This window comes from bacterium (assembly GCA_035691305.1).
Lineage (GTDB): Bacteria > Sysuimicrobiota > Sysuimicrobiia > Sysuimicrobiales > Segetimicrobiaceae > DASSJF01.
In genome coordinates this window covers 43547-68678 of sequence record DASSJF010000041.1, presented here as the reverse complement: position 1 = coordinate 68678, position 25132 = coordinate 43547, and the positions used below count along the sequence as shown (strand labels likewise).

At 69.4% G+C, this 25132-nt stretch carries 24 protein-coding genes; 4 read left to right on the top strand and 20 right to left on the bottom strand.

Going from position 1 to position 25132, the window contains the following annotated elements:
- Window positions 1-15: 15 nt before the first annotated feature.
- Genes VFL28_07760 through VFL28_07745 form a run of 4 tightly spaced genes read right to left on the bottom strand, consistent with a single transcriptional unit; the run spans window position 16 to window position 4091 of the window.
- Entirely contained in the window at window positions 16-933 is a 918-nt protein-coding gene (locus VFL28_07760) for an ABC transporter permease (GenBank protein HET7264548.1), read from the bottom strand.
- Window positions 934-944: 11 nt separating this feature from the next.
- Window positions 945-2612 carry an ABC transporter substrate-binding protein gene (locus tag VFL28_07755; protein ID HET7264547.1) on the bottom strand — a complete coding sequence of 556 codons (1668 nt, stop codon included), beginning with the start codon at window positions 2610-2612 and terminating at the stop codon, window positions 945-947.
- Window positions 2613-2658: 46 nt separating this feature from the next.
- The gene (locus tag VFL28_07750; protein HET7264546.1) at window positions 2659-3387 is read right to left on the bottom strand and encodes an RraA family protein; all 729 of its coding nucleotides are present in this window, start codon (window positions 3385-3387) and stop codon (window positions 2659-2661) included.
- 2 nt (window positions 3388-3389) lie between these two features.
- Entirely contained in the window at window positions 3390-4091 is a 702-nt protein-coding gene (locus VFL28_07745; GenBank protein HET7264545.1) for a GntR family transcriptional regulator, read from the bottom strand.
- A gap of 117 nt (window positions 4092-4208) precedes the next feature.
- Here VFL28_07745 and VFL28_07740 point away from each other — a divergent pair, with 117 nt between their 5' ends.
- The 3 genes from VFL28_07740 to VFL28_07730 are packed head-to-tail and all read left to right on the top strand — an operon-like array spanning window position 4209 to window position 6548.
- Window positions 4209-5021: a creatininase family protein gene (locus tag VFL28_07740; protein ID HET7264544.1), complete on the top strand. Its 813-nt coding sequence runs from the start codon at window positions 4209-4211 to the stop codon at window positions 5019-5021.
- Window positions 5018-5707, top strand: coding sequence for an RraA family protein (locus tag VFL28_07735; protein HET7264543.1), 690 nt, complete (start codon window positions 5018-5020; stop codon window positions 5705-5707). Before VFL28_07740 ends, VFL28_07735 begins: the two co-directional genes overlap by 4 nt.
- A gap of 13 nt (window positions 5708-5720) precedes the next feature.
- Window positions 5721-6548 carry a M55 family metallopeptidase gene (locus tag VFL28_07730; protein HET7264542.1) on the top strand — a complete coding sequence of 276 codons (828 nt, stop codon included), beginning with the start codon at window positions 5721-5723 and terminating at the stop codon, window positions 6546-6548.
- Here VFL28_07730 and VFL28_07725 read toward each other — a convergent pair.
- The 13 genes from VFL28_07725 to VFL28_07665 all read right to left on the bottom strand — a co-directional run bounded on the left by VFL28_07725 (window position 6545) and on the right by VFL28_07665 (window position 20931).
- The gene (locus VFL28_07725) at window positions 6545-7513 is read right to left on the bottom strand and encodes a hypothetical protein (protein ID HET7264541.1); all 969 of its coding nucleotides are present in this window, start codon (window positions 7511-7513) and stop codon (window positions 6545-6547) included. The genes VFL28_07730 and VFL28_07725 overlap by 4 nt on opposite strands.
- A gap of 19 nt (window positions 7514-7532) precedes the next feature.
- Window positions 7533-8570: a zinc-binding dehydrogenase gene (locus tag VFL28_07720; GenBank protein ID HET7264540.1), complete on the bottom strand. Its 1038-nt coding sequence runs from the start codon at window positions 8568-8570 to the stop codon at window positions 7533-7535.
- Window positions 8571-8589: 19 nt separating this feature from the next.
- Window positions 8590-9771 (bottom strand): amidohydrolase family protein, encoded by a 1182-nt coding sequence (locus tag VFL28_07715; GenBank protein HET7264539.1) that lies wholly within the window; start codon window positions 9769-9771, stop codon window positions 8590-8592.
- Window positions 9768-10985, bottom strand: coding sequence for a membrane dipeptidase (locus tag VFL28_07710; protein ID HET7264538.1), 1218 nt, complete (start codon window positions 10983-10985; stop codon window positions 9768-9770). Before VFL28_07710 ends, VFL28_07715 begins: the two co-directional genes overlap by 4 nt.
- A 29-nt stretch (window positions 10986-11014) precedes the next feature.
- Window positions 11015-12010, bottom strand: a complete 996-nt coding sequence (locus VFL28_07705) for an ABC transporter ATP-binding protein (GenBank protein ID HET7264537.1) — start codon at window positions 12008-12010, stop codon at window positions 11015-11017.
- On the bottom strand, window positions 11989-13002 hold the full coding sequence (locus tag VFL28_07700; protein ID HET7264536.1) for an ABC transporter ATP-binding protein: 1014 nt from the start codon (window positions 13000-13002) through the stop codon (window positions 11989-11991). The genes VFL28_07705 and VFL28_07700 overlap by 22 nt, the downstream gene beginning before the upstream one ends.
- A 4-nt stretch (window positions 13003-13006) precedes the next feature.
- A complete protein-coding gene (locus tag VFL28_07695) occupies window positions 13007-13927 on the bottom strand; it encodes an ABC transporter permease (GenBank protein ID HET7264535.1) in 921 nt (306 codons plus the stop codon).
- Window positions 13914-14903, bottom strand: coding sequence for an ABC transporter permease (locus VFL28_07690; protein ID HET7264534.1), 990 nt, complete (start codon window positions 14901-14903; stop codon window positions 13914-13916). The genes VFL28_07695 and VFL28_07690 overlap by 14 nt, the downstream gene beginning before the upstream one ends.
- Before the next feature lie 85 nt (window positions 14904-14988).
- Window positions 14989-16668, bottom strand: a complete 1680-nt coding sequence (locus VFL28_07685) for an ABC transporter substrate-binding protein (GenBank protein HET7264533.1) — start codon at window positions 16666-16668, stop codon at window positions 14989-14991.
- A gap of 136 nt (window positions 16669-16804) precedes the next feature.
- Window positions 16805-17509, bottom strand: a complete 705-nt coding sequence (locus VFL28_07680) for an aspartate/glutamate racemase family protein (protein ID HET7264532.1) — start codon at window positions 17507-17509, stop codon at window positions 16805-16807.
- 65 nt (window positions 17510-17574) lie between these two features.
- Window positions 17575-18576: a Gfo/Idh/MocA family oxidoreductase gene (locus VFL28_07675; GenBank protein ID HET7264531.1), complete on the bottom strand. Its 1002-nt coding sequence runs from the start codon at window positions 18574-18576 to the stop codon at window positions 17575-17577.
- A complete protein-coding gene (locus tag VFL28_07670) occupies window positions 18573-19634 on the bottom strand; it encodes a Gfo/Idh/MocA family oxidoreductase (protein HET7264530.1) in 1062 nt (353 codons plus the stop codon). The genes VFL28_07675 and VFL28_07670 overlap by 4 nt, the downstream gene beginning before the upstream one ends.
- Before the next feature lie 139 nt (window positions 19635-19773).
- The gene (locus VFL28_07665) at window positions 19774-20931 is read right to left on the bottom strand and encodes a mandelate racemase/muconate lactonizing enzyme family protein (protein HET7264529.1); all 1158 of its coding nucleotides are present in this window, start codon (window positions 20929-20931) and stop codon (window positions 19774-19776) included.
- A 116-nt stretch (window positions 20932-21047) separates the two neighbouring features.
- Between VFL28_07665 and VFL28_07660 the strand changes: the two genes are divergently transcribed.
- Window positions 21048-21458, top strand: a complete 411-nt coding sequence (locus VFL28_07660; protein ID HET7264528.1) for a pyridoxamine 5'-phosphate oxidase family protein — start codon at window positions 21048-21050, stop codon at window positions 21456-21458.
- Between the two features lie 8 nt (window positions 21459-21466).
- On the opposite strand, the gene VFL28_07655 is transcribed toward VFL28_07660, so the two are convergent.
- Genes VFL28_07655 through VFL28_07645 form a run of 3 tightly spaced genes read right to left on the bottom strand, consistent with a single transcriptional unit; the run spans window position 21467 to window position 24913 of the window.
- Window positions 21467-22363, bottom strand: a complete 897-nt coding sequence (locus tag VFL28_07655) for an ABC transporter permease (GenBank protein ID HET7264527.1) — start codon at window positions 22361-22363, stop codon at window positions 21467-21469.
- The gene (locus VFL28_07650) at window positions 22329-23261 is read right to left on the bottom strand and encodes an ABC transporter permease (protein HET7264526.1); all 933 of its coding nucleotides are present in this window, start codon (window positions 23259-23261) and stop codon (window positions 22329-22331) included. Before VFL28_07650 ends, VFL28_07655 begins: the two co-directional genes overlap by 35 nt.
- A gap of 44 nt (window positions 23262-23305) precedes the next feature.
- The gene (locus VFL28_07645; protein HET7264525.1) at window positions 23306-24913 is read right to left on the bottom strand and encodes an ABC transporter substrate-binding protein; all 1608 of its coding nucleotides are present in this window, start codon (window positions 24911-24913) and stop codon (window positions 23306-23308) included.
- Window positions 24914-25132 lie beyond the last annotated feature (219 nt).

The following is a 25132-nucleotide window of genomic DNA, read 5'->3' as shown; positions in this document are numbered from 1 at the left end:
GAGCCGGGGCAAGCATCACTCGAACCGTACCCGGGGATCGATGACGCCGTAGCAGAGATCGACGCTGAGGTTGATCATGACAAAGCCGGCGGCGAGCACAACGACCGCCGCTTCGACGAGCGGCAGGTCTTTGCCGAGCACCGCGGCCACCGTCAGCCGCCCGACGCCCGGCCACGCGAAAATGCTCTCGGTGATCACGGCGCCGCTGAGGAGATACCCGATGTCCAGGGCCAGCAGCGTCACCACCGGCAGCAAGGCGTTCCGCAGCGCGTGGGCCAGCAGCACCCGCGGCGCCGGCAGGCCTTTCGCCCGGGCGGTCCGCACGTAGTCGGCGCCGAGCACCTCGAGCATGGACGACCGGACGACGCGCGCGTTGCGCGCGACCGGAAAGAAGCCCAACGCGACGGCCGGCAGCACCAGGTGGCTGACACCGCCGCGCCCCGCGATGGGAAGCCACCCAAGCCGTACGGCAAAGACCAGAATCAGCATCGTGCCGACCCAGAAAACCGGCATCGACTGCCCCGCAAGCGTCAGCACGAGAACCGCCCGGTCGTACAGGGACCGCCGCCGCGTCGCCGAGACGACGCCGAGCGCGATACCAAGGACGGCGGAAATGAGAAACGCGGTCCCCGTCAGTTCCAGGGTCGCCGGCATCCGTTCCATCAGCAGCTCGAACACCGGCCGGTGTTCGCGCAGCGACGTGCCGAAGTCGCCCCGCACCGCGCGCGCCACGAAATCGGCGTACTGCACGTACCACGGACGGTCGAATCCCATCTGATGCCGGAACTCGTCGATCTGCGTCCGCGTCCAGTTGTCTCCCGCGAGCGCCGCCGCGGGGTCGCCCGAAAGAAAGAGCAGTCCGAAGGAGACGATGGAGACACCGGCAACCACCAGCACGGCCAGCAGCACGCGGTGGACGACGTACCGCAGCACGGTCTACGCCGTCAGCCGGTGATCCGCACGTCCCGGTCGTCGGGCAGCCAGAAGTGGATCCGCGTGTAGCTCGTGGGGCGCCAGTCCGTCCGCTTGTTCACTCCGAACAGATAGGCCTCACGGTACAGCAGGATCCACGCGGACTCTTCCATGAACAGCGACTGCAGCTGGTTCACCAGGTCGTGTTGCCGGCGGACATCGAACGTCTCCCGCACCTCGTGGTACAGCTCGAGGTACTTGGGCCCGTTCTGCGTCGCATCCGTGAAGTGGGATGAGTCCAGCGCAAGGTCGCCCGTCGGAAGCGCCACCTCGATCGGCCCGTAGCTCGGGGCACCGAGCAGGTTGAGATACAGGTCGTCGAACTCCTTCGCTTTGAGCTTCGAGGTGAACTCGGCGCTCTGCAGCACCTGCACCTCCGCTCTGCTCATGCCGAGCCTCTTGAGGTCGGCGACAATCGCCTGTGCGACGTCGAGGCGCTTCATCCCGCCGGTGATGGTGTACAGCGTGACCTTCTGGTTCCAGTCGAACCCGGCGGCGTTCAGGAGCTCCTTCGCCTTTGCCGGATCGTACGGGTAGGACTTGATGTTGGCGTTCGGCCAGCCCGGCGTGATGACCGGGGTACGGAGCCGCTCTTTCGGAATGCCGCCGAGGACGTACTTGATGATGTTGTCGACATTGACGGCGTAGTTCAGGGCGGTACGGGCCCGCCGGTCCTTCCACTTCGCCTGGTTGCACGGCACGCCGATATGGACGCGGAACGTCGTGAGCGCGGCCTCGGCGCGCAGTTTGGCGTTGCCGCGGATCGTCGGGAGGTCGTCCGGATCGACATCGGTAATGATGTCGACCTCACCCCGCTCCAGCATCGCCAGGCGGGTGGACGCGTCCGGCACCGTACGGAAGACAAGGTTGTCGATCTGGGGCTTCCCACGCCAGTAATCGGCGTTGGCCGTCATCTCCAGCCGGTCGCCCTTCATCCAGTGCCCGAATTTCCACGGACCGCTGCCCATCGGCTTGATCGCTGAGTCCTGAAAGCTCAGCGACGCGTAGTACTTGGGCGCGAGGATGAACTCCTGACAGAAGAACGGCCACGCCAGGGTGGACGGCTTTGCGGTGACGACCTCCACCGTGAGGGGGTCCACCACCCGCACGTGATCGATGCCCTGGAGAATGGGAACCGGATCGCTGAGACCCTTCGCGCGGTTTTCCTTGCTGAGCCCGCGGTCGTAGGTGAACTTCACCGCGGCCGCATCGACCGGCTCGCCGTTCCAGAACTTCATATTGGGGCGTAGTTTGAAGCGGTAGGTGACGCCGTCCTTGGGAGGCGTCGAGGTCTGGGCGAGCACGTTCTTGATCGCCAGATTGCGGTCGAACTCCATGACGTGCTCCATCATGGCGTTCAAGTACGTGCCGATGATTCCGGACTGTTCAAACTGTGGATCGAGCGTGCTCGGTTCGGCGGCTTGGGCCAGCGTGAGCGTTTTGGAGCCCGCGACGGAGGGCGCGGCGAGTGCCGCGGCGGGCGAGAACGCGCGGCCGCCGGCGGTGAGCGCCCCCGCGGCTCCCAGCACCGTCGTCACGGCGGCGGCCGACAGACCCCGCCGCAGCAGCGCCCGCCGTGTCACCCCCGCTCCGCGGACCCCCAAAAGCCGCGCTACGTCTCGCAGATCGATCTCGTTCATCGTGACCCTCCCCCCGACTCGCCGGCCGTACCGGCGCTCCGCCGCACTACGCTCCGCGGATGTCGCATCCGCGCGCCCGGAAATCCTCGTCGGTGTTGACGAGCGGGCTGAAATCGTCGCGGGCGATGTGTTCCAGCCACATCCGCTCCCGCGCCTGCCGGTTGCGTACCATCTCGAGCACGAACGCCGCCTCCGCCCGCGGCACGATCACGACGCCGTCCTCGTCGCCGATCACGATGTCGCCGGGGTGCACGATGACGTTGCCGCAGGCGATGACCGTATTGAGCTGCCCCGGCCCGTCCTTGGTCGGCGCCGCCGGCGTCAATCCGGTGGCGAACACGGGCAGGCCGGCCTTCCTGATCTGCGCGACGTCGCGCACGAGTCCGTCCGTCACGACGCCGGCGATCTCGCGGCGGACCGCCATCGTGGCCATGATGCCGCCCCAGACCGAGAGGTTGGACTCGCCGTCGCTCGAGATGACGAGCACGTCCCCGGACCGCGCCTCCTCGATCGCCTTCATCGCCATCATGTTGTCGCCGGGCCGCGCCTTCACCGTCAGCGCCGAGCCGAGCAGCCGCGGCATCGGCTGATAGATCGGCTTTACGGAATGGTGCAGCGTCAGCTGCCGGCCCTGGGAATCCGACACCAGCGCGGCCGGAACGTCGCGGAACGCCTCGACCGTCGCCGGATCGGTCCGCGGCGCCCCGCGTACCAGAACGAAGCCGGGCCGCGGCGCCGCCGCCGCGGTCTGCGTCTTGCCTGCCGGGTTCACCATGCTCACGACGTGCCTCCTTGGAGCGACGCTGAAAAGAGCGATGCGATCAGATCCTCGTGTCCTCGACGAACGTGGCGGCGCAGCAGCGTCTCGCCGCGCTCGACGTCCCGATCCCGCGCAGCTTCGAGAATCGCACGATGTTCCGCCATCGCGCGCGGCAGGCGGCCGGAGGGCAGCCGTTCCAACTGATGCGACAGGAAGGAGAGCCGCAGCACCTGGATCCACAACGGATCCATGATATTGGCGAGCCGTTCGTGCCGGCTGGCGGTCACGAAGGCACGGTGGAAGAACTCGTTGTAGTGCACCGACTCGGCGACGCCGGCCGAGCCGAGGGCGTATTGCTCTTCGATCGCGCGCTGCTTGGCGTCGAGATCGTCGAGCCACGCCCTGTCCGGATTGCGCACCGCGAGGCCGAGAGCGAGCGGTTCGAGCGCCTCGCGAAGCGCGTAGATTTCCTCGATATCCTGGCGGGTAAGCCGACGCACGACGGGCGTCCGGTATAGATCCGCGTCGACGAGCCCGGTTTTCGCGAGCTGGCGGAACGCTTCCCGGACCGGCGTCCGGCTGACGCCCATTTGCTTCGCGATCTCATCCTCGAACAGTTTCGCGCCTTCCGGCAGCTGGCCGGACGCGATCGCTTCGGCAAGCGTCTCGTATACGGTGTCACCGAGGCGCTTGACCGGAACGGGTCCTAATGGGGCCAATCTCTATCACCCTCGAAGATATGTGATATGTGAGCCAGGATATTTGACATATCTCACGAATTTCCTCCTGAAATCAGCGGGGCTCCAGACCGAATGGCTCTTGAGGAGGGAATCGGCGTGAGACTGGGTGAGATGCCCTGGACGGAAGTTCGGGAGGCAATCGCCCGCGGCGCGACCGCGGTCGTATCGCTCGGATCGATCGAAGAGCACGGTCCGCACAGCCCGGGCGGGGATTACATCATCGTCGATGAGATCGGTACCCGCGCCACGGATCTCTCCGGCGACGTGCTGACGCCGACGCTGCCGTTCGGCTATTCGGAGTACTTCCGGAATTATCCCGGCACGATCACGCTGCGCTCGGAGACGCTGGCGGCGGTGCTGACGGATACGATCGACAGCCTGCTGCTGCACAAGTTCAAGCGCATCGTCATCCTCAACGGCCACAACGGCAACACCGGCACCGTCGAGCTCGTCCAGCGGCGCTACCGGCGCTCGCACGGCCTGATCATTCCTTCCATCGCACCGTTCCAGATCATCCAGGCGCCGGACCTCGTCGAGCGCGTCTACGGCGGCAGGGTCGAACTCGGGCACGGCGGCGAGCCGATCGGATCGCTGATGATGTATCTGCGGCCGGAACGCATGCAGATGCACCGCGCCGGCGCCTTCGGCCGGCAGAAGGTTTTCGGCATGCCGACCGACGGGCTCGGCGGCATCAAGGTAAACGGCGTCCGCGCCGCGGTCCCGCTCGACATGGAGGACGTTACTCCGCCGACCGGCAGTCTCTCCGACCCGAAGCTCGGGAGCGGGGAGCGCGGCCGGCAGCTCCTCGAATACGCGGTGGAGCAGTGCGCCGGCTTCTTGAAGTGGTTCCGCACGGTGGATCCGCACCTCGGCACGGGCGCGCGCGAGCAGAGTGAGGCCGGACGATGAGCATCAGCCCGCGGGTCGACCGCCTGCCGCCGGATCTGGTGGAGGGCTTCCTGCACGTCGACCCCGCCACGGTCGGACACTTCATCCACCACGGATTCGTCGACGGCGGGATCAAGGCACTGTGGCGGCCGGTGAAGTTCGCCGGCCCGGCGTTTACGGTCCGCACCCCCGCGATGGACACGACGATGCTGCACCGGTGCTTCGAGTACGTGAAGCCCGGCGACGTGCTGGTGATCGACGGCAGCGGCGACACGGTGCACGCGCGATTTGGAGGCGTGGTGGCATTCGCCGCGATGACGCAGAAGGTCGCCGGCGTCGTCATCGACGGCCTGGCCACGGATATCCGCGAGATCGAAGAGTATCGTCTGCCTGTGTTCGCGCGCGGTCTCACGGCGCTGACCACGAAGATGTGGGGGATGGGCGGCGCGATCAACGTCCCGGTGTCCGTCGGCGGCGTGACCGTACGCCCGGGCGACCTCGTGACGGCCGACGACAACGGCGTGCTCGTGCTCGATCCGGGCGAAGCGCCCGCACTGCTCAAGCGCGCCCGGGACGCGGAGGCGGCCGAAAAGGTGCTGAAGGACAGGATGCGCGGCGGGGCGTGCCTCACGGACCTGTCGGGCAGCCGCCGCCTGATCGACGCCGATCTCCCCGCGATGGTGCGGAAGATCCGCTATCCGTCTTAACGGGGGTCACACGATGGCCGGGTGCCGCATCTTCATCTCCGCCGATATCGAAGGGGTCGCCGGCGTCGCGACGGCGCTGCAGACGCTCGACGCGGCCCGCCAATACCAGGAAGGCCGCGAGCTGATGACCGACGAGGTGAGCGCGGCCGTGGCCGGCGCGTTCGACGGCGGCGCGACGGACGTGTACGTCTGCGACAGCCACGCCGGGATGCAGAACATCATTCCGGGCCGCCTCGACGAGCGGGCGGTGCTGCTGCGCGGCGCGATGCGCGACTCGCTGCAAATGGAAGGCCTCGACGCGTCGTTCCACGCGGTGTTCATCACCGGGACCCACGGACGCGCCGGCACGCCGGACGCCGTGCTCGACCACACCTGGAACAGCACCATGATCTACAATCTGCGCATCAACGACCGCGTGATGAACGAGGCTGAGCTCAACGCGCTCGTCGCGGGCCGGTTCGGCGTGCCGGTTGTGCTGCTCACCGGCGACGAGGCGACGATGGCGCAAACGCGAGAGTTCCTCCCGCAGGCGCGCACCGTCGCGGTGAAGACCGGACGGGGCCGCGGCGTCGCCGCCTCGCTGCATCCGCGCGAAGCCTGCCGGCGCATCCGCGAGGCGGCGGCCGAGGCGGTGCGCGCCCGCGGACAGATCCGGCCGGTCGCGGTGACGAATCCGCTCGTCATGGAGATCGATTACAACCGCACGGACATGGCGCAGACGGCGGCCCTCGTCCCGGGCGTGCGGCGCATCGCGCCGCGGACGGTCCGCGTCGAAGCCGAGCCGGACGTCCTTTTCAAACTCCAAGAATTGCTGGTCTACCGTCTCCGGTACGAGCTCTAGACACCCGGCAGGCTCTCGAAGTCGGCGAACAGCGCGTCCGGCTCGAGGGGTTCACGGATCAGCCTCTGCGCGTATTGCTCCTCGCAGAACGCCGCCACCATCGCCCGGTTCTCGCGGTACCCGTACGCCCGGTACTCCGGGCCCATCAACGCCCTCTGCTCCTCGAGATCCGCGAGCACCCACGGGCTCGTCTCGTGCAGGATGAGATGGAGGCGTTCCGCCAGTTCGTGCGCGCCCACGAAGGCGCGGTAGATGGGGACGACGGCGCCGGGATGGCGTTCGACGAAGGCGCGGCGCAGCACGATCACGTGGTGGCCCGGATAGATGCGCGTGCGCCGGTAGTACTCGCGCTCCGCGGTCCGGTAGTCGTCGTACAGCCGCCGGATCTTCGAGCGCGGATCGTCGAACCCGCGCGGCGGCCACGGGCACATCAGCGCGTCGAGATCCCCCGCGAGCAGGAGCTCGCCGAGCGGACGTCCACCCGGCGTCGGCGAGACCCCGGCCGGGAGGTCGCGCGTGTCGGCCGGGGCGTCGCCCGCGTTGACCGGCCCCACGAACCACCGGATGCCGTCGAGCGGCACGCCCGCGCCGCGGAGGATGGCGCGGCTCCACGTGTTGCCGCTCGCGCCCCAGGCGTCCGTTCCGATGCGCTTGCCGCGCAGGTGCGCGGCGTCGCTCATGTCGCTGTCGCGGCGCACGAAGAAGCAGCGGTGCCGGAACTCCCGCATGATGAACACCGGCAGTCCGACGAACGACCGGTCGCCTGAGGCGATGCGCCGCAGGTACTGGCTGAACGACGCCTCGCCGCCTTCCATCGCCTCGTCGCCGGCAAACCGGCGCAGCGCGTCGAACGAGCGCCGAATCCGAAGGTCGACCCCATCGGCGGTGACCTCACCGAGCGCGAGCGGCGCGACGTAGTCGTACTCCCGGGTGGCGATCGTAGCCTTCGGCCGGATCTCGGGCATGTTCGACCCCCTCTGTCTGCTACATCGTGACGACGATTTTGCCGAACGGCACGCGGCTCTCCGCCCGGCGGTGGGCCTCCTGGATGCGGTCGAGCGGAAAGACGGAGTCGATGGTCGGACGCAGCCGGCCCTGCCCGAGCAGTTTCAGCACCTGCCGGAACTCCGCGCGGCTGCCCATCGGCGCGCCGCGGATCGAGCGGTGGCGCTGGTAGAGCTCGCGAATGTCGAACGCGGGCTTGTTGTCGAGTGTCGCGCCGCAGACGACGAGGCGCCCGCCCCGCGCGAGGCTGCGGATGCTCTCCGGCCACGTCGCGCCGAGCGAATCGACCACGATGTCGACCCCCCGGCCGCCGGTCTGCTCGAGCACCCACGCCGAGAACGCGGTGCCGTGGTCGACGGCCGCCGCCGCGCCGTGCGCGATCGCCTTCTCGCGCTTCTCCACGGTGCTGGCGCCGGCGAACACCCGGGCCCCGGCCTGCCGCGCGATGTCGATCGCCGCGACCCCGACGCCGCCGCCCGCGGCGAGCACGAGCACGTCGTCTCCCGGCCGCACTTCGCCGCGCGTGACAACGCAGCGCCACGCCGTGCAGTAGGAGGTCGAGCCGGCCGCGGCCGCCGCGAAGTCCGTGCCCGCCGGGATCGGCTCGAGGTTGTCCGCCGGCACCGCCACGTACTCCGCGAAGCCGCCCTGCGTGTGCTCACCGAAGATCCGGTACTCCGGACACATCGTCTGCTCGCCGCGCGCGCAGTACTCACAGCGCCCGCACGAGAGCGCCCCGAACACCACCACCCGGTCGCCGGGCCGGACGCCGGTGACGCCCGAGGCGGCGGCCTCGACTTCGCCGGCGATATCCGCGCCGGTGATGACGGGATAGGCCCGTCCCTTCCACGGAAACACCGGCTGCGGTGGACCGGTTCGCGCCCACACGTCCATGCGGTTCATCGCGCAGGCGCGGACCCGCACGAGGGCCTCGCCGGGACCGAGGTCGGGCACGGGCACGCGGTCGACGGAGACGACCTCCGGCCCGCCGCGCCCGTGCACGACGGCCGCGTTCATCGTGCGCACGGCGCCGGCCCTACTCCACCGAGAGCGTGTCGCGCCGGCGGCCGCCCTGCATCACGATGCCGACGCGGGCGAGACTGGCCACGTCCGTCAACGGGTCTCCGTCGACGGAGATGACGTCGGCGCGTTTGCCGGGCTCGAGGGTACCGCAGTCGTCGCCGAGGCCGATCGCCTGGGCGGCGCGCTGGGTGCCGGCCCGCAGCGCGTCGTACGGGTCGGCGCCCCACTCTACCACTTTGGCGATCTCCCACCACATCAGGCCGTGCATGGAGTCGGTGCCGAGCGCCCACCGCACGCCGCTCTCGAGCACCGCCGAAAAGTTCTCGCGAGACTTCTCGCGCGACTCGAGCAGCTTCGCCATGATCGACGGGACGTGCGCGTCGCCCTTCTCGATGCCGTCGGGGTGCCCTGAGACGGCGTTGTTGGTGACGAGCCACGTGCCCCGGTGGCGCATCGCGATCAGGTCGTCCATCTCGGTCAGCTTGCCGTGCTCGATCGTGTCGACGCCCGCCTCGATGCAGATGCGGACCCCCGGGCCGCCGTGTGCGTGCACCGCGACCGGCCTGCTGTTGCGATGCGCCTCCTCGACGGCCACCTCGACTTCATGCCGCGAATACGCGTACCACCGCGCCGCGGTGCCCTTGCTCGACACGCCGCCGGTCATGAACAGCTTGATGAGGTCCGCGCCGGCCGCGACGTTCTCGCGGATGTGCTTGCGAATCTCCTGCTCGCCGTCGGAAAACGTGAGCGCCGCGCCGTGCCCGTTGCGCGCGGTGATCGGCCGGGTCGCGACCAGCAGGCGCGGGCCCGGCAGCCGGCCGGCCGCGATCGCGTCGCGCAGCTCGACGTCGAGGAAGTGCTCCTCACCGACGACCCGCAGCGTCGTCACGCCGGACAACAAGTCGGTCCGCAGGTTGCGCACCGCGCGCAGCAGCTGCGGCGCCGGCGGCTGCCGCAACTGCCCGATCTGGTCGCCGAGGCCCGGGACGATCGACGCATGGGAGTGCGCGTCGACGAGCCCGGGCAGCACCGTCTGCGCGCCGCAGTCGATCACCTCGGCGCGGGCCGGGACGGCCACGTCGGCGCGCCGGCCCACCGCCTTGATCCGCTCGCCTTCGACGAGCACCACGCCGCGCTCGATCGGGGCCTTGCCCGTACAGTCCAGCACCCGTTGCGCCGTGATCGCCGTAATCATGCCGCTCCGCTCCTCGGCGCCCAGACCCGCTCGAGCACTCGCAGGACGTTGCCGCCGATCGCCTTGGCGATCTCCGCGTCCGAGTAGCCGTGCGCGACCAGCCAGCGGGTGATGTTCCAGAATCCCTCCGCGGGATTCTCGAGCCCGTCCACGTACTCGACCTCCTCGAAGTCCTTCGTTCCGTGCGCGCTCGAGATCGACAGTTGGTTCGCGAACACGTGGTGCAGGCCGACGTGGTCGCCGAAGAGCGTGTCGGGTCCGAAGGCGACGGAGTCGATCCCTACGAGCTCCGCCACGTACTCGAAGTGCTCCATGACGGACTCGATCGTGTGGCGCGGATGCTTCTTGGTGAGCGTCGTGTGCGGCGCCGCCTCGATGCCGATCACCCCGCCCTTGGCCGCGCAGGCCCGGAGCAGGTCGTCCGGCTTCAGCCGCCTCGTGTTCCACAGCGCGCGGGCGCCGGCGTGCGTGATGAAAACGGGATCCTCGCTCACCTCGACCGTATCGAGGCTCGTCTGGTCGCCGCTGTGTGAGACGTCGATCGCGACGCCGAGCCGGTTCATCCGCCGCACGGCCTGCCGGCCGAACTGGGTGAGCCCGCCGTCCCGCGCCTCGCGCAGACCGGCGCCGGCGGCATTGCCCTCGCTGTAGGCGATCCCCATGTTCCGGACGCCGAAGCCGTAGAGGACGTCCAGCCGGTCCAGCTCGTTTTCGATCATCGTGATGCATTCGAGCGCGGGGATGAACGCGATCTGGCCGTTCGCCTTGGCCCGGTGGATGTCGGCGACGGTGCGGCACTGGATCACCATGTCCTGGTGAGCGATGTCGGAAAGCCGCAGGCCGAGATCGGTCAGCACGTCGTCCCACTTCCACCCGGCGCGCGAATGGATGAGCGCCGTGCCGTCCATCAGGTTGTCGAAGACGGCGTCGAGACCCGAGGCGGCCAGCCCTTCGTAGGCGGTCCAATCGCGCCCCCACCGCCGGAACTCCCAGATCTCCTCGAGGTTCTCCGGCGCGACGAAGCAGTGCTCGTGCAGCGAGATGACCACCTGTTCCTCGAACAGCCGCTGGACGCGCGCCTCCTGCTCCGCGGACACAGGATACGGCGTCGAGGCGACGCGGCCGAGCTGTGCGGCGAGCTTGAACGGCTTGTAGTCGACGCCCGGCTCGAGATACTGGAACGACCGGTATCCTCGATAGTTCTTTCGCTTCATCGTCACCCTCCGGCGGGATGTGGCGGCGGTCAAACGTACAAGTGGCACGCCGCGTGGTGCCCCGGACCGACGAGCGTCGACGGCGGCACGGTCGTCCGGCAGACCGGCATCGCCTCGGGGCAGCGGTCCACGAACGGACACCCCCGCGCGGGCCCGATCGCGGTCGGCACGAGCTCCGTCGAAGCGATCTCCGGGACGCGAAAGGTCGGGTCCGGGACGGGCGCCGCGGCGAGCAACAGGCGGGTGTACGGGTGCTTGGCTCTCGTCAGGACTTCCTGCGTCGGCCCCATCTCCGCCACGGCCCCGAGGTACATGATCATCGTGGTGTCGCAGACATAGCGGACGAGCGCGAGGTCGTGCGAGATATACACGGTCGTGAGCTGGCGGGTGCGCGCGATCTCCTTCATGAGGTTGAGGATGCCGGCCCGGATGGAGACGTCCAGCATCGACACCGGCTCGTCGGCGATGAGGAAGATCGGATCGACCAACAGGGCGCGCGCCAGACCGACGCGCTGCAGCTGCCCGCCCGACAGCTGGTGCGGAAACGCATCCACAAATGTCCCGGGGGGCGAGAGCTGCACCTGCGCCAGGGCGGCCGTCACCCGGTCCATCCGGTCGTCCGGCGTTCCGATGCGGTGGATGATGAGCGGTTCGAGGAGCGCCCGACCGATCGTGAAGCGGGGATTGATCGCCTCGTACGGATTCTGAAACATCATCTGGGCCTGCCGCCGAAACGCGAGCAGCCGGGGCCCGGCGAGCAGCCCGATCTCGGCGCCGTCGAACCGGACGCTGCCCGAGGTTGCGGCGAGCAGCCGCACGAGCAGGCGGGCCAGGGTGGTTTTGCCGCAGCCGCTTTCGCCCGCGATGCCGAGCGACGAACCCCGCGGCACCGCGAACGAGACGCCGTCGACGCCGCGAACGTAGTGGCCGCCGGTGCGGCTCCAGAAGGCACGGCGCAGCGGAAAGTACTTCCGCAGTCCGTCGACGTCGATCAGCGGCGCCGTCATGAGACGGCGGCGCGCCACCGCCGCGCGTCTTTGGACTGCACGCGCAGACCCGCCGCCTCGTCCGCGCGGTGGCAGGCGGCCCACCGGCCCGGGGCGAGTTCGCGAAGCGCGGGATTCTCCACGCGGCAGCGGTCGACGGCGAAGGGGCAGCGCGGCGCAAACCGACAGCCCGGCGGCGGATCGATCAAATCCGGAGGACTGCCCTCGATCGGGATGAGCGTATCCTGCGGCCGCACGAGGTTCGGGAACGAGTTCTGCAGGCCCATCGTGTAGGGATGTATCGGACCCGCGAATACGTCGGCCGTCGCGCCGAGTTCGACGATCGTGCCCGCGTACATGACGGCCATGCGGTCGCAGGTCTGGGCGATCACCGAGATGTCGTGGGTGATCAGCACGACACTCAACCCGAGTTCGCCGGTCAACCCGCGCAGTCGCCTCAATACATGGTGCTGCACCACCACGTCGAGCGCCGTCACCGGTTCGTCGGCGAGCACGAGCCGCGGGTGCAGGGCGAGGGCCATCGCGATGGCGGCCCGCTGCCGCATCCCGCCGGAGAGTTCGTGCGGGAAGCTCGCGAGCCGCCGCCGGTCCAGCCCGACGTGGTCGCACAACGCCGCGGCGCGCTCCCGCGCCGCGGCGCGCGGGACGCCGCCGGTGACCGTCAGCACCTCGACGAACTGGTCGCCCAGCCGGTACACGGGATCCAGCGAGTCCATGGACGCCTGCGGCACCATCGCGATCTTGCGCCACCGGTACTCGCGCATCTCCGTCTCTCCGAGCGCGGCGAGGTCCACGTTCTCGAAGAGCAGGCGGCCGCCCGCGATCCGGGCGTTGCGCGGCAGCACGCGGATGATCGCGCGGCCGAGCGTCGTCTTGCCGCAGCCGCTCTCCCCCACGAGGCCGAGGATCTCTCCGGAGCGCACCTCCAGCGTGACACCGTCCACCGCGCGGCGCATCCCGCGCCGCAGCCGGTACTCGACCGTCAGGTCCTGGATCGCGAGCAGCGCCACCGGCCTACTGCCTCCGCAGGCGCGGGAACAGCAGTTCTTCGTAGCCGCGGCTGATGAAGTAGCCTGCCATCACCACGAGCATGATACAGACGCCCGGCGGCACGAACCAGTTGAACGCGCCGCTGCTGAGCGCCTGGGATACGTAGGCGTCCTGCAGCATGAAGCCCCACGAGATCTGGGTGGAGTCCCCGAACCCGAGGAAACTCACGGCGGCCTCGGTCAGGATTCCCCAGCCCACCGCCAGCGAGCCGTAGAGCAGCGCGATCGGGAGAACGTTGGGCGCGATGTGCTCCAGCATGATCCGGACCGGGGACGCCCCGAGCACCCGCGCCGCATCGACGAAGCCCCGCTCCCGCAGCGAGAGCACCTGCGCGCGGACGACGCGCGCGGTGTCCTTCCACAGCAGCAGCGCCATGGTGAAGACGATGTTCCAGAGGCTCGGCCCCAGAAAGGCCACGAGCACGATCACGAGCGGCAGGAACGGAATGCCGAAGGCGACGTCGGCGAGGCGCATCAGCACCCCATCGATCCAGCCGCCCGAGTAGCCCGCGACGATGCCGACCGCCGTCCCCAGCAGCGTCACGGCAACGGCGGCGGCGAACCCGACCGTCAGCGCCGGACGCGCGCCGTAGATCAGCTGCGAGAAGATGTCGCGACCGACGTTTGTCGTGCCCAGCAGAAAGTCGCGGCCCGGCGGCCGTCCGGCCATGAGCGTGTCGCCCCGCACGATGGTCTGCTGCGGATCGTACGGGGCGATCCACGGCGCCAGCAGCGCCACCGCGATGAACAGCAGGTAGATGCCGATGCCCGCGGCGGCGAAGCGGTCGTGCGAGAGCACCCCGCCGGCCGCGCGCAGCGCGCGGCGCCAGGCCGGCGCCCCGGCCGCCCGCGGACGCGGCAGCGCCTCGACGCTAACGTTTCGCATACGAGACGCGGGGATCGAGCCAGCCGTAAACGAGATCGGCCAGCAGGTTCATCGAGATCGCGAGCGCCGCGATCAGCAAGAACGCGCCCTGGGCGAGCGGGTAGTCCTTGGACGCGACGGCCTTCACGAGTAGCCGGCCCAGCCCGGGCCAGCTGAAGACGTTTTCGATGACGACGTCGCCCCCGAGGCTGTAGCCGACGACGAGCGCAAACGCGGTCGCCACCGGCAGCAGCGCGTTGCGGGCGGCGTGGCGCAGGAGGATCCGCCGTTCGGGCAGGCCCTTCATCCGCGCCATCACGACGAACTCCTCCTCCATCACGTCGAGCATGCTGCTGCGCATGAGCAGGAGCGGCAGTCCCTGCAGGTACAACACGAACGTGACGAGCGGCAGGACGAGGTGGTGCAGGAAGTCGACGCTCGTCAGTTGCTGCCAGACGGACGTGTACTGGACGCCGGGGCTCGCCGTGCCCGACGACGGGAACCAGTGATTGGAGAAGGAGAAGGCGGCCAGCAGGATCATGCCGACCCAGAACTCCGGCGCCGCGCGCGCCGCCAGCACGAGCGGGATCCCGGCGCCCTCCACGGCCGTCCCGCGCTTCCACGCCAAGAACGCGCCGGCGGCGGCGCCGAAAAGATACGCCAAAATCACCGCGCCCAGGGTGAGGATGAGCGTGTTCGGCAGCGTCTCCCAGACCAGCTGCCCCACCGGAGCGTGATAGAAGAACGACTGCCCCATGTGCCCGGTCGCGGACGCCTTCAAGTATACGAGATACTGCTGCCACAGCGGCAGATCGAGGCCGAACTCGTGGATGAGTGCCCGCTGTTGCTCGGCCGTGAAATTCGGATCGAGGTACGCGACGAGCGGGTTGCCCGGCATCAGCCGGAAGATGAAGAACAGGATCGTCGCGATGACCCACAGCACGAGCGCCATCTGCGCGAGGCGCTGCAGAATCCAGCGCGACGACGTACGTCTCATCGGTGCCGCCCCCCGGCGAGTCTAGGCGGCACACGGGGGGCCGGCGGCGCGAGACCCGCCGGACCCCGGCGCTGTGCCGCGCGCCCTACCGCGCGACCTGGAGCGTCTCCGTCGCGTTCGATGGATACAACAGCCGCCCCTGACTGTCCCAGTCGTAGCCGGCCCCCTTGAGGAGATCGCGGGCCGCTTTCACGTTGTATGTCAAGTCCGGCAGGTTCGGAGCATGCCAGTACTCGAGCGCCTTGCTGACCGGCGAGTCGGCGACCACGCCGTAGCCCTTGTAGGCCACCAGCCGAATCATGGTCCGGTCGATCGCCATGCCGAGCGCCTTGCGGAACGCCGGGTCGTTGAACGGCGGCCGGCGCTCGTTGTATCCGATGAACTGGAAGCCGATGTCGGTCGACGCGACAACCGTGATGCGCGGATCCTGACGGCTCAGGCGCGCCAGAACCTCCGGATCGCCGAGGTAGTCGGAGAGGAAGTTGATCTCGCCGTTGCGCAGCCCGCCGAGCGACGCTTCAACGTTCGCCACGGTGCGGAGGATCCAGCGGTGCATCTTCGGGGCGGCCCAGTGCTGCGGGTTCGCCTCTAGCACGACCTCCTGCCCGCGCGTCCAGCTCACGAATTTGAACGGACCCGAGCCGATCGGCGCCTTCTCCTGGAGCGTTTCGGCGTTCTCTTTCTTGCCCTGGAGCGACTGCAGCATCGGCGCCCACACATGCTTCGGCACCAGGTTCACCTTGCCGAGCGTCGAGGTGAGGAACGCGGCCTGCGGCTTCTTCAGCGTGAACCGCAGCGCCGTCGCGCTGAGCGTCTTGATGCTCTCGATGTTGGCGACGAACGGCCGGTACATCGGCACCTTGTCGCCCTGGGGCGCCGTGAACGAAAAGATGACGTCGTCCGCCGTCACCGGCTGGCCGTCGTGCCACTTCATGCCCGGCCGGAGCGTCACGTCGAGGACGGTCGGGCTGACCCACTTGTACGCGCTGGCCGCCCAGGGCTGCGGGAGGCCGTCGGGCCCGATTCGGACGAGCCGGTCCCAGATCAGCTCGGTGATCCACGAATCGACCTTGCCGCTGATGTACAGCGGGTTGATCGCCTGCACCGGGTCCTGGGCGTTCAGGATCATGTCTTTTTGCGCGCCCTTCGGCGTCGCCTGAATGAACGTCCAGAAGTTCTTGATGCCGATGCCCTTCTGCTCCACGATCGTCTTCGAGTCCCACACCTGGCTGTTGTAGGCATAGATGGACTTCGGGTTCACAAGCAGGGTGTACGGCTGCTGCTGCGCCAGCATCTGCTGGGCTTCGTAGACCAGCCGCCGCCGGGCGGCCGGGTCGGTCGCCGAGCGCTGCTCCTCCGCGATCTTGTCGTAGGACGGATCGAGGAACCCGACGAAGTTGTAGCCGTCCTTCGCGGTGCCGGACGAGAACAGGTTGACGAGGATCTCGTCCGGATCGGACCGTTCGGGGCGACCGACCATCTGCCACGTCGTCATGTCCCACTTCTCGCGGTTGTACCAGACGTAGTCGGCCAGTTGCTCCCATGGCATCGGGCGCACCGTGACTTTGAGCCCGAGCTTGCGCATCCCCTCGGCCGCGATGCGCGCCGCTTCGTACTGCTGCGGATCGGCGGCCTGCGGCCACGTGACCAGGACCAGCTCGCGCACCTGACGGCTGGCCTGTGCGTTCGTGCCGGGCGCCGCTCCGACGAACATCGCCGCGATCGCAGCGGCCGCAAGAGCTACTTTCACTACCCGTGCTCGCATGGCGTCCTCCCTACCCTAGGATAGCTGCCGCCCGGTTTCCCTCCCCCGGGCCGATCCCGTCTGGCGGATCGCGTTCGACAATTCCGACCCGTCGCGCGCGTACTCCTTCACGCCCACGAGCGCGTCCGCACGGCGCTCACCTCGCGACGGCGTGCGGCTCCGCCGGCGTTCGCCGGCTCGACGGATACGGATAGGTCAGTTTCGAGTGCGTGAGGCCGGCGCCGGCAAGGAGCTCGCACATCTTCAACCCGACGCGCAGCGGGTTGACGCAGGGCACGCCGGTGTCTCCGGCGAGCCGGTCGGCGTAGAAGGCCATGCTGCCGCAGCCGAGGACGAGCGCCTGCGCGCCCTGCTCCCGCAGCATGCGCCGCGCCACCTCGACGAGCACCGGGTAGTGGGCGTCCGGATCCCGCCGGATGTCCAGGATAGGGCACCCGATGTCCGTCACACCGGTGAGCTGCCGGTCCACGTGATACCGCTCCGCCAGCCGGTAAAGCGGCGACCGGATCTCGGGCGTCGCGGTGATGATCCCGAATCGGTCGGCCAGCATCGCGGCGACGTGCAGCGATGCCTCGGCCGGACCCACCACCGGCATCCGCGCGAGTTCCCTTACCCCGTCGAGCCCCGGGTCGCCGAAACAGCCGACGAGCGCCGCGTCGAACCCGTCCCCCTCGATCTGCTCCACGGCCTCGAGCAGTCGCGGCACATACAGATACTCGTCGTACTGTGACTCAATCACGCCGTTGAAGTTCGCGCTGCGGGTCTCGACCACGACGCCCGGACTGGCCCACCCCTGCAAGACCGAATTCCGGCCCTGCGGGCCGATGTATGCGATGCGCATCGCCGCTCACCCCCCAGGAGCTTCCTACGGCGCGGGCCGGCGGCCGGGTTCGCCGCCGATCGCCGTCAGCCGCCGCGCGCGGACCGCGAGGCCGCGGCGCGAATGGCTTCCATGAGCTCCACCGTGCGGCGGACGGTCGCGACGCCGTCCGCGCGAACGCGATCGGCGCCCGCATCGGTGCCGGCCGCCGCAGCGAGGGTCTCTACCATCGAGATCACCGGCGCGTCCAGCCAGGGCCGCAGCGTCGCGCCGCGACCGTACACGCTCACCGCGGTCGCGCTCGGCTGCAGCCGGATCGCCTGCCGCCCGCCGATCACCTCGATCTCGACCTCGCCGTCGGCCGACGCCGGAACCGACGGAGGCAGGCAGCGCGCCAGCTCGACCGTCGCGATGAGGTCGTTGTCGAACCGGATGACGCCGACCGCGGTATCGGCGGCCCCGGTCCCGAACAGCGTGTCGACGTGTGCGTGCACGCGCGACGGCACGGCCGCGGTGGCGGCCACGATAAAGTCGAGGAGATCCCACGCGGCGTCCTCGAGCACCGGCCGATGCGCCGGGCCGGGCCGGTCGCCGTTGCCGCCCGCCGGCAGCCGTACGGAGGCGAAGAGCGAGTGCAGCGGTCCGAGGTCGCCGCCCGCGATCAGGCGCAGCGCCTCCCGGCCGGCCGGCGAGTGGCGCACCGTGCCCCCGGCGAGGAGCACGCCGCGCCCGCCGGCGGCGGCGCCCGCGAGACGGTTCGCCTCTTCGGCCCGGATCGCCGCCGGCGCGGCGCAAAACACAATCTTGCCGGCGCCGAGCGCCGCCTCGGCCGCCATCGCGGCGCCGCCCGATTCGCCCAGGATCAGCACCGCGCGCAGGTCGGGATCCCGAGCCAGCGCCTCCCAGTCCCGGGCGAACGGGGCCTCGAGGCGGACGGCGAGTTCCCGGATCATCGACAGGTCCGCGGCGCCCGGGCTGGCCGCCCACCGGGCGATGCGCACGCCGGGCAGCGGCGCGTGGTGGTCGCCGAGCGCGACCGCGTGCCGGCCGCCGCCCACGATGCCGATCGAGACGGGCGCGCCGGTCACGCGCGCGCCTCCGCGGCGCCGGCATCCAGGAGCGACACCACGGCGCCGGTGCGGGCGGACTCCACCGCGGCGAGGGCCACCCGCAAAGCCGCGCGCGCGTCCTCCGGCGCCAGCGGCAGCGGCCGTCCCGACCGGATGGCGTCGACGAACGCCGCGTGCTCGCGGGTGTAGGCCGTCTGATTGTGCAGCAAAATGTGCGTGCTCTCGGGATAATCCGCGGCCCCATCGCGGAAGCGCGTGAGGCTCACGAGCTCGTGGTCCCGGGCGCGGATCGCCCCGCGCAGCCCGTAGACCTCGCACTGGTGGAACGCGGGATAGCCCGGCGGCAGGCAGTTGCTGACCTCGCTCGAACCGAGCGCCCCGTTGGCGAACCGTACCGTCCAGGTGATGAAATCCGGCACGCCCGGGTTGTCTTCGATCGTGACCTTGTGCTCGGCAAAGACCGACGAGGGCTCCGATCCCGCGAACCAGCGCAGCAGGTCGGCCTCGTGGATGCCGTTCGTGAGCGCCGCGCCCACCGACACCGACGGATCCCCGGTCCAGTGCGACTTCGTGTAATAACCGGGCCGGCCGGCGCGCGCACCGGGGCGCCGCTCGTTCTCGCGGACGAGCCGGACGGAGCCGATTTCGCCGCGGTCGATCGCGCGGCGGATCTCCATGTAACGGCGGGTGAAACGGCGGCTGTGGCCGATCATCAGGTGGACGCCGGCACGGCGGCACGCGTCGACCATCGCGTCGGCGTCGTCCAGCGACGGGGCCATCGGCTTCTCGCAGAGGACGTGCTTGCCGGCCGCCGCGGCGGCGACCGTCCACTCCCGGTGCGCGGCCTCGGGTGTCGTGATCACGACGGCCTCGACGTCTTCGCGGTCGACCACCCGGCGGCCGTCGGCGTAGGCATCCGCGCCCCACGATGATGCGGCCGCCTGGGCCGCCTCGCGATTCAAGTCGGCCGCGGCGACAAGTGCGACGCGGTCCCGCAGCGCGTCCATCGCGGGCAGATGCGCGCCGCGGGCAATGCTGCCGCAGCCGATCAGGCCGATCTTCACGGGCGTCGCCACATCGGGCCTCCGTTCGAGAAACAGGGGTCGCCCCACGGGGTTGGCCGGCCTCAGTTTCACCCCGGCCGGCCGGACGCGCTGACGTCGAACCACTAGGCGGTTCGTGATGGGTGTGCCGCGCCCCCTGCTCTGGCGGGCGTCAGGGCACGGGCTTGGCCTGGCGGCGCTGCCAGTCCTCCGCGAACAGATTGAAGTGCTGGCGGCGGTACGGGTGCGCAAGCACCACGTCCTCGTTGAACGTCACGCCGAGCCCGGGGCGCTCCGGGAGCGCGAAGCAACCGTCCGTGACGGGCGGCAACCCCGTCGCTGTCTCCGCCACGAACGGGTCGTCGAAGTCGTTGAAGTATTCCTGAATCTTGAGGTTGGGTACGCACGCGGCCAGGTGGAGCGCCGCGGCGGTGCTGACCGATGCGCCGACGTTGTGCGGCGCCAGCGCCACGCCGTGGGCCTCGGCCATCGCCGCGATTTTCTTCGCCTCCAAAATTCCGCCGCAGTGCGAAAGATCGGGCTGCGCCACGTCCACCGCGCCCAGCATGAACAGGTCGCGGAACGCCGCGCGGGTGTGCAGCCGTTCGCCGGTGGCGATCGGCAGCGGCGTGTGCGCCGCCACCCGCGCCAGCGCCGCGGGCTGGTCGGGGGGCACCGGCTCCTCGAGCCAGCCCGGAGCCGCGCCCTCCAAATCGCGCGCGAGCGCGATCGCCTGCGAGGCGGTAAACCGGCCGTGCATCTCGACGAACAACTCGACCTCGGGGCCGATCGCGTCCCGCACCGCGTAGACGAGTTCGACCGACCGGCGGTGCTCCGCGCGGCTCAGTTCGCCCGCGCCGGCGCCGAACGGATCGAACTTCAGCGCGCGGTACCCGCGCGCCACCACGCGGCGCGCGGCCTGCGCGAATTCCTCCGGCGCGCGGACCACCTGGTACCAGCCGTTCGCGTAGGCCTTGATCCGCTCCCGGCACCGCCCGCCGAGCAGCCGGTAGACCGGCTGGCCGAGTGATTTACCGATGATGTCCCAGCACGCCATCTCGACGATCGCGATCGCCGTCATCTCCGTCGCGCCGGGCACTTCATAGTCGTCTCGGGTGACGCGCAGCAGCAGATCTTCGACGTTGAACGGATCGCTGCCGAGCACGTAGCGGTGCGTGATCGCCTCGAGATACGCCGCGACGGCCTCCTCGCGGTTCACGGGCCGCGCCTCGCCGACGCCCTCGAGCCCGTCGTCCGTGCGGACAAGGGCGAAGACGAAGTTGCGCCACGCCGATCCCATCACGTAAACCTTGACGTCGGCGATCTTCACGGCCATCCTGCCCTCCTGCGGAGGCTAGTCCGCGGCATAATAAAGGTAACCCGGCGTCCGGCCGCGCCGCCACCACAGCCCGGCTCGAGGCGCGCGGCGTGCGGAGGTGAGCCCCCATGCGGCTGCGCAAAGACCTCGCCAAGATCGTCGCGATGGAACGGGTATCCCGGATTGCCACGGCCGGGCGCGACGGGCGTCCACACGTCGTGCCGGTCTGCCACGCCGCCGACGACGGGCGCGTCTACTTCGCCGCGGGAAAGGACAGCCTCAAGGTTCGCCACCTGCGGGCGAACCCGAACATCGCGATGAGCGTGGACGTGTACTCCGAGGACTGGAGCCTCCTGCGGGGGGTGACGATCGAGGGGTCGGCCGCGCTCATCGAAAGCGGCCCGCGGTTTCGAAAGCTCCGCGATCTGCTCTATCGCAAGTACCCTCAGTACCCCAAGGAATCCGCGATCGGCGAGCGCGACTCGGTCATCGTCGAGGTGACGCCCCGCCGCGTCAGTTCCTGGGGCTTCGAGGAGTAGAGCCCGCCTCAGAGGGTTTTCATCCTCGGATCCAGGGCGTCGCGCAGGCCGTCGCCGAGCAGATTGAACGCCATCACCGCGGCGAAGATCGCGAGGCCCGGGAACGTCCCCATGTACCAGGCGGTGAGGACGTAGGTCTGCGCTTCGCCGAGCATCGTGCCCCATTCGGGCGTAGGCGGGGTGACGCCGATGCCGAGGAACCCAAGCCCCGCCGCGGTCAGCAGCGCGACGCCCAGCTGCAGTGAAGACTGGACGATGATCGGGGCGGCGGTGTTGGGCAGCACGTGGCGCAGCATGATCCGCAGATCCGGCAGCCCGATCGCCCGCGCCGACTCGACGTAAGCCAGTTCCCGCACCGACAGCGTGACGCTGCGGACGAGCCGCACGTACACCGGCACCGACGCGATGCCGACGCTGAGGACGACGTTGCGCGGGCCGACGCCGAGCAGACTGATCAGCGTCAGCGCGAGCAGGAAGCCGGGGAACGACAGCATGATGTCGACGCCGCGCTGGATCAACGCGTCCGTGCGGCCGCGGTAGAAACCGGACACCACGCCGAGCGGAACGCCGACCGCCGCGCCGACCGCGACGGCCAGGGCGCCGATTAGCAGCGAGATGCGGCCGCCGTAGACGATGCGCGCCAGGATGTCGCGGCCGAGCTGATCCGTGCCGAAGAGATGAGCCCGGCTGGGCGGCTGCAGCACCGCGTTGAAATCGGCGGTCTCCGCCCCGTAGGGCAGCAGCGCCCCGGCCAGCAGCGCGGCGGCCGCCATGAGGGCGAGCACGGCGAAGCCGGCCACGGCGGCCCGGTTGCGCGCGAGCCGGCCGAGCACCGCCAGCGGATGGCGGAACGCCCGCTCGCCGGCCGGCCTAACCGAAGCGGATACGCGGATCGATGTAGCCATACAAGAGGTCCACGGCCAGATTGACCAGCACGAAAGTCACCGCGAACAGCAGCACCACGCCCTGGATCATCGGGTAATCACGCCGGGCGATCGCGTCGACCAAGAGGCGCCCGATCCCGGGCCACGCGAAGGTGGTCTCCGTCAGGATGGCGCCGCCGATCAGCGCGCCGAACTGCAGCCCGAGCACCGTCACGACCGGGATGAGGGCGTTCCGCAGCGCGTGGCGGTACACGACGACCTGGTCCGCGAGGCCCTTGGCGCGCGCCGTGCGGACGTAGTCCTGCCGCAGGCTCTCGAGCATGCTGCTGCGGGTCATGCGCTCGATGATCGCGAGGCTGAAAGCCGCGAGCGTGATCGACGGCAGAATCAGGCTCTGCGGCGCGGTGTCGCCGCCGGCGGGTAACAGGTGGAGGGCCACCGCGAACACCAGCATCAGCATGAGCCCGAGCCAGTACACGGGGATGCTCACGCCGGCGAGGGCAAGCACCGTCAGCGCGTAGTCCGCCGCCGTGTACTGCCGCGTGCTGACGAGAATGCCCGACGCGACGCCGAGCACGCCGGCGAGGATCGTCGCAGTGGCCGCGAGCAGCGTCGTCGGGCCGAGGCGGCCGGCGATTTCCGCCAACACCGGCGCCTGCGTCACGGTCGAGCGGCCGAGGTCGCCCCGCAGGGCGTGTTCGAGAAAGAACGCGTACTGGACCGGGGCCGGCTTGTCGAGGCCCAACTGTACGCGGATCCGGTCCACCTCGTGTTGGTCCGCCTCCAGGCCGGCCAGCACGCGCGCGGGGTCGCCGGGGAGCACCCGCACCATGAAGAAAATGATGAGCGTGACCCCGAAGAGGGTCGGCACCGCCGCAAAGAGCCGGCGGAGCGCATAGGCGAGGAAGCCCCCGGCGATGACCCGCTCCGCCGCGCCCCGCGGTCAGCCCGTTCGACGGACGCCTACTTCCACGTGGCGTAGATCGCCGCCCATTTCTCGTTGGGCGTGGTCGTCACGCCTTCCAGGCGGCTGCTCGTCACCACGTAGAAGTTCTGGCTCCACAGGAAAATCCACGGCGCGTCGTTCCAGATCAATTGCTGCGCTTCCTTATAGATCGCCTCGCGCCTCTTGGGATCCGACGTCGTCTGCCCGGCGATCAGCAGCTCGTCGACCTTGGCGTCCTTGTAGAACGACGGCGCGAGCCCCTTCGGCGGCGCCTGCGCCGAGTAGAACTGCCCGTACAGCTCGCCGTCCGCGTCGAGGTACTGCGTCGCCCAGCCCAGCACGAAGATCTGCAGCGGCGTCCGCTCGAGCGGGGTCAGGATCCAGCTGACGTAGGTCGGCCAGTCGGTGGTTTGAATCTGGGCCTTGATCCCCACGTTGGCCAGCTGCGCGGCGACGGCCTGCGCGAACTGGTAGTCTTGGATGTAGCGGCCGGTCGGGGTACGGAAGTTCAGGGTAAAGCCGTTGGCATACCCGGCCTCCGCCAGCATGGCCTTCGCCTTCACGGGGTTGAACGGCCACCCGCCGGCCTGGAGCTTCGCGTACCCGAAAAGGGCCGGTGTGGTCGGCGATTCGAGTACCGTCGCCAGCCCGAAGAGCACGCTGTGGATGATCGCCTGCTTGTTGATCGCGTAGTTGAGCGCCTGCCGGACCCGCACGTCCTTGAGCGGCCCGTACTGATTGTTGAGGCCGATGAACACATCGCGGTCGCTCGGCCCCTCGACGACGCGAAGGCCTGCGTCCCGGCGCAACGCCGGCACGTCGGGCGCCGGCGGCTCGAACGCCATCTGCACGTCGCCGGCGCGCAGCATCGTCTCGCGGGTACCGGCGTTCGGGACGACGCGGAACACGACCTCGTCAAAGTACGGCTTGCGGCCCCAGTAGCCGGGGTTGCGAACGAGTGTGATGTGGTCGCCGTGGACCCACTCTTTGAACACGTAGGGCCCCGTGCCCGCGTCGAGGGGTCCAAGCGGGATCTTGTCGTTGCCGATTTTCCGCACCGCGGCGGGAGACAGGATCTCGCCCACACCGCTCGCGATCCTGCCGAGCAACGTCGGGCTCGGCTGTTTCAGATGCAGGACGATCGTGGAAGGGTCCGGGGTCTCGATGCGGCTCGTATCGATGTCCGTGAAGTAGTAACGGTTGGGGTTGCGCACGGCGGGGTCGAGCCAGCGCTGCACGTTGAACTTCACGGCGTCGGCGTTGAAGTCCGTCCCGTCATGAAACTTGACGCCCTGCCGCAGCTTGAACGTGTAGGTGAGGCCGTCCCGGCTGACCGTCCACGACGTCGCGAGTTGCGGCACGAGCTTCGTGTACTGCGGCTCGCCGGGCTTCACCCCGGACCGCTCGTCGTTCGGCCAGACGAGCGAGTCGAACATATAGTCCACCATGTTGGCGACGGTGGTGGTCGTCTGGCCTTCAGGGTCCAGCGTGTCGGCATCGATGCCGATCGCGACGTGGAGCGATGTAGGCGCGGCCGCCTGGCCGCCGTACGGAATGCCGAGCGTGAGCGCCACGGCGCACGCCGTCACCAGTGCGCCGACACGGTAGAGACCGGTCCGCATCATAGCCGCCTCCCCCTTGATGCCCTGCGCCCTCTCGGGACGCCGCAGATCGTGTTCGACCAATCCGGCCGCCCGTTCCTGCGGTCGCACGCCGAGGCGCCCCTTCTTCGTGTCGAATTTGCGGCCGCGACGCGACGATAGGCAAAGAAGCGCCCGGAGGTCGAGGGCCGGCGCGGCGGGGGAGTTTTCGTGGCGCCCGTCAAATTAGTGCATATACACGCC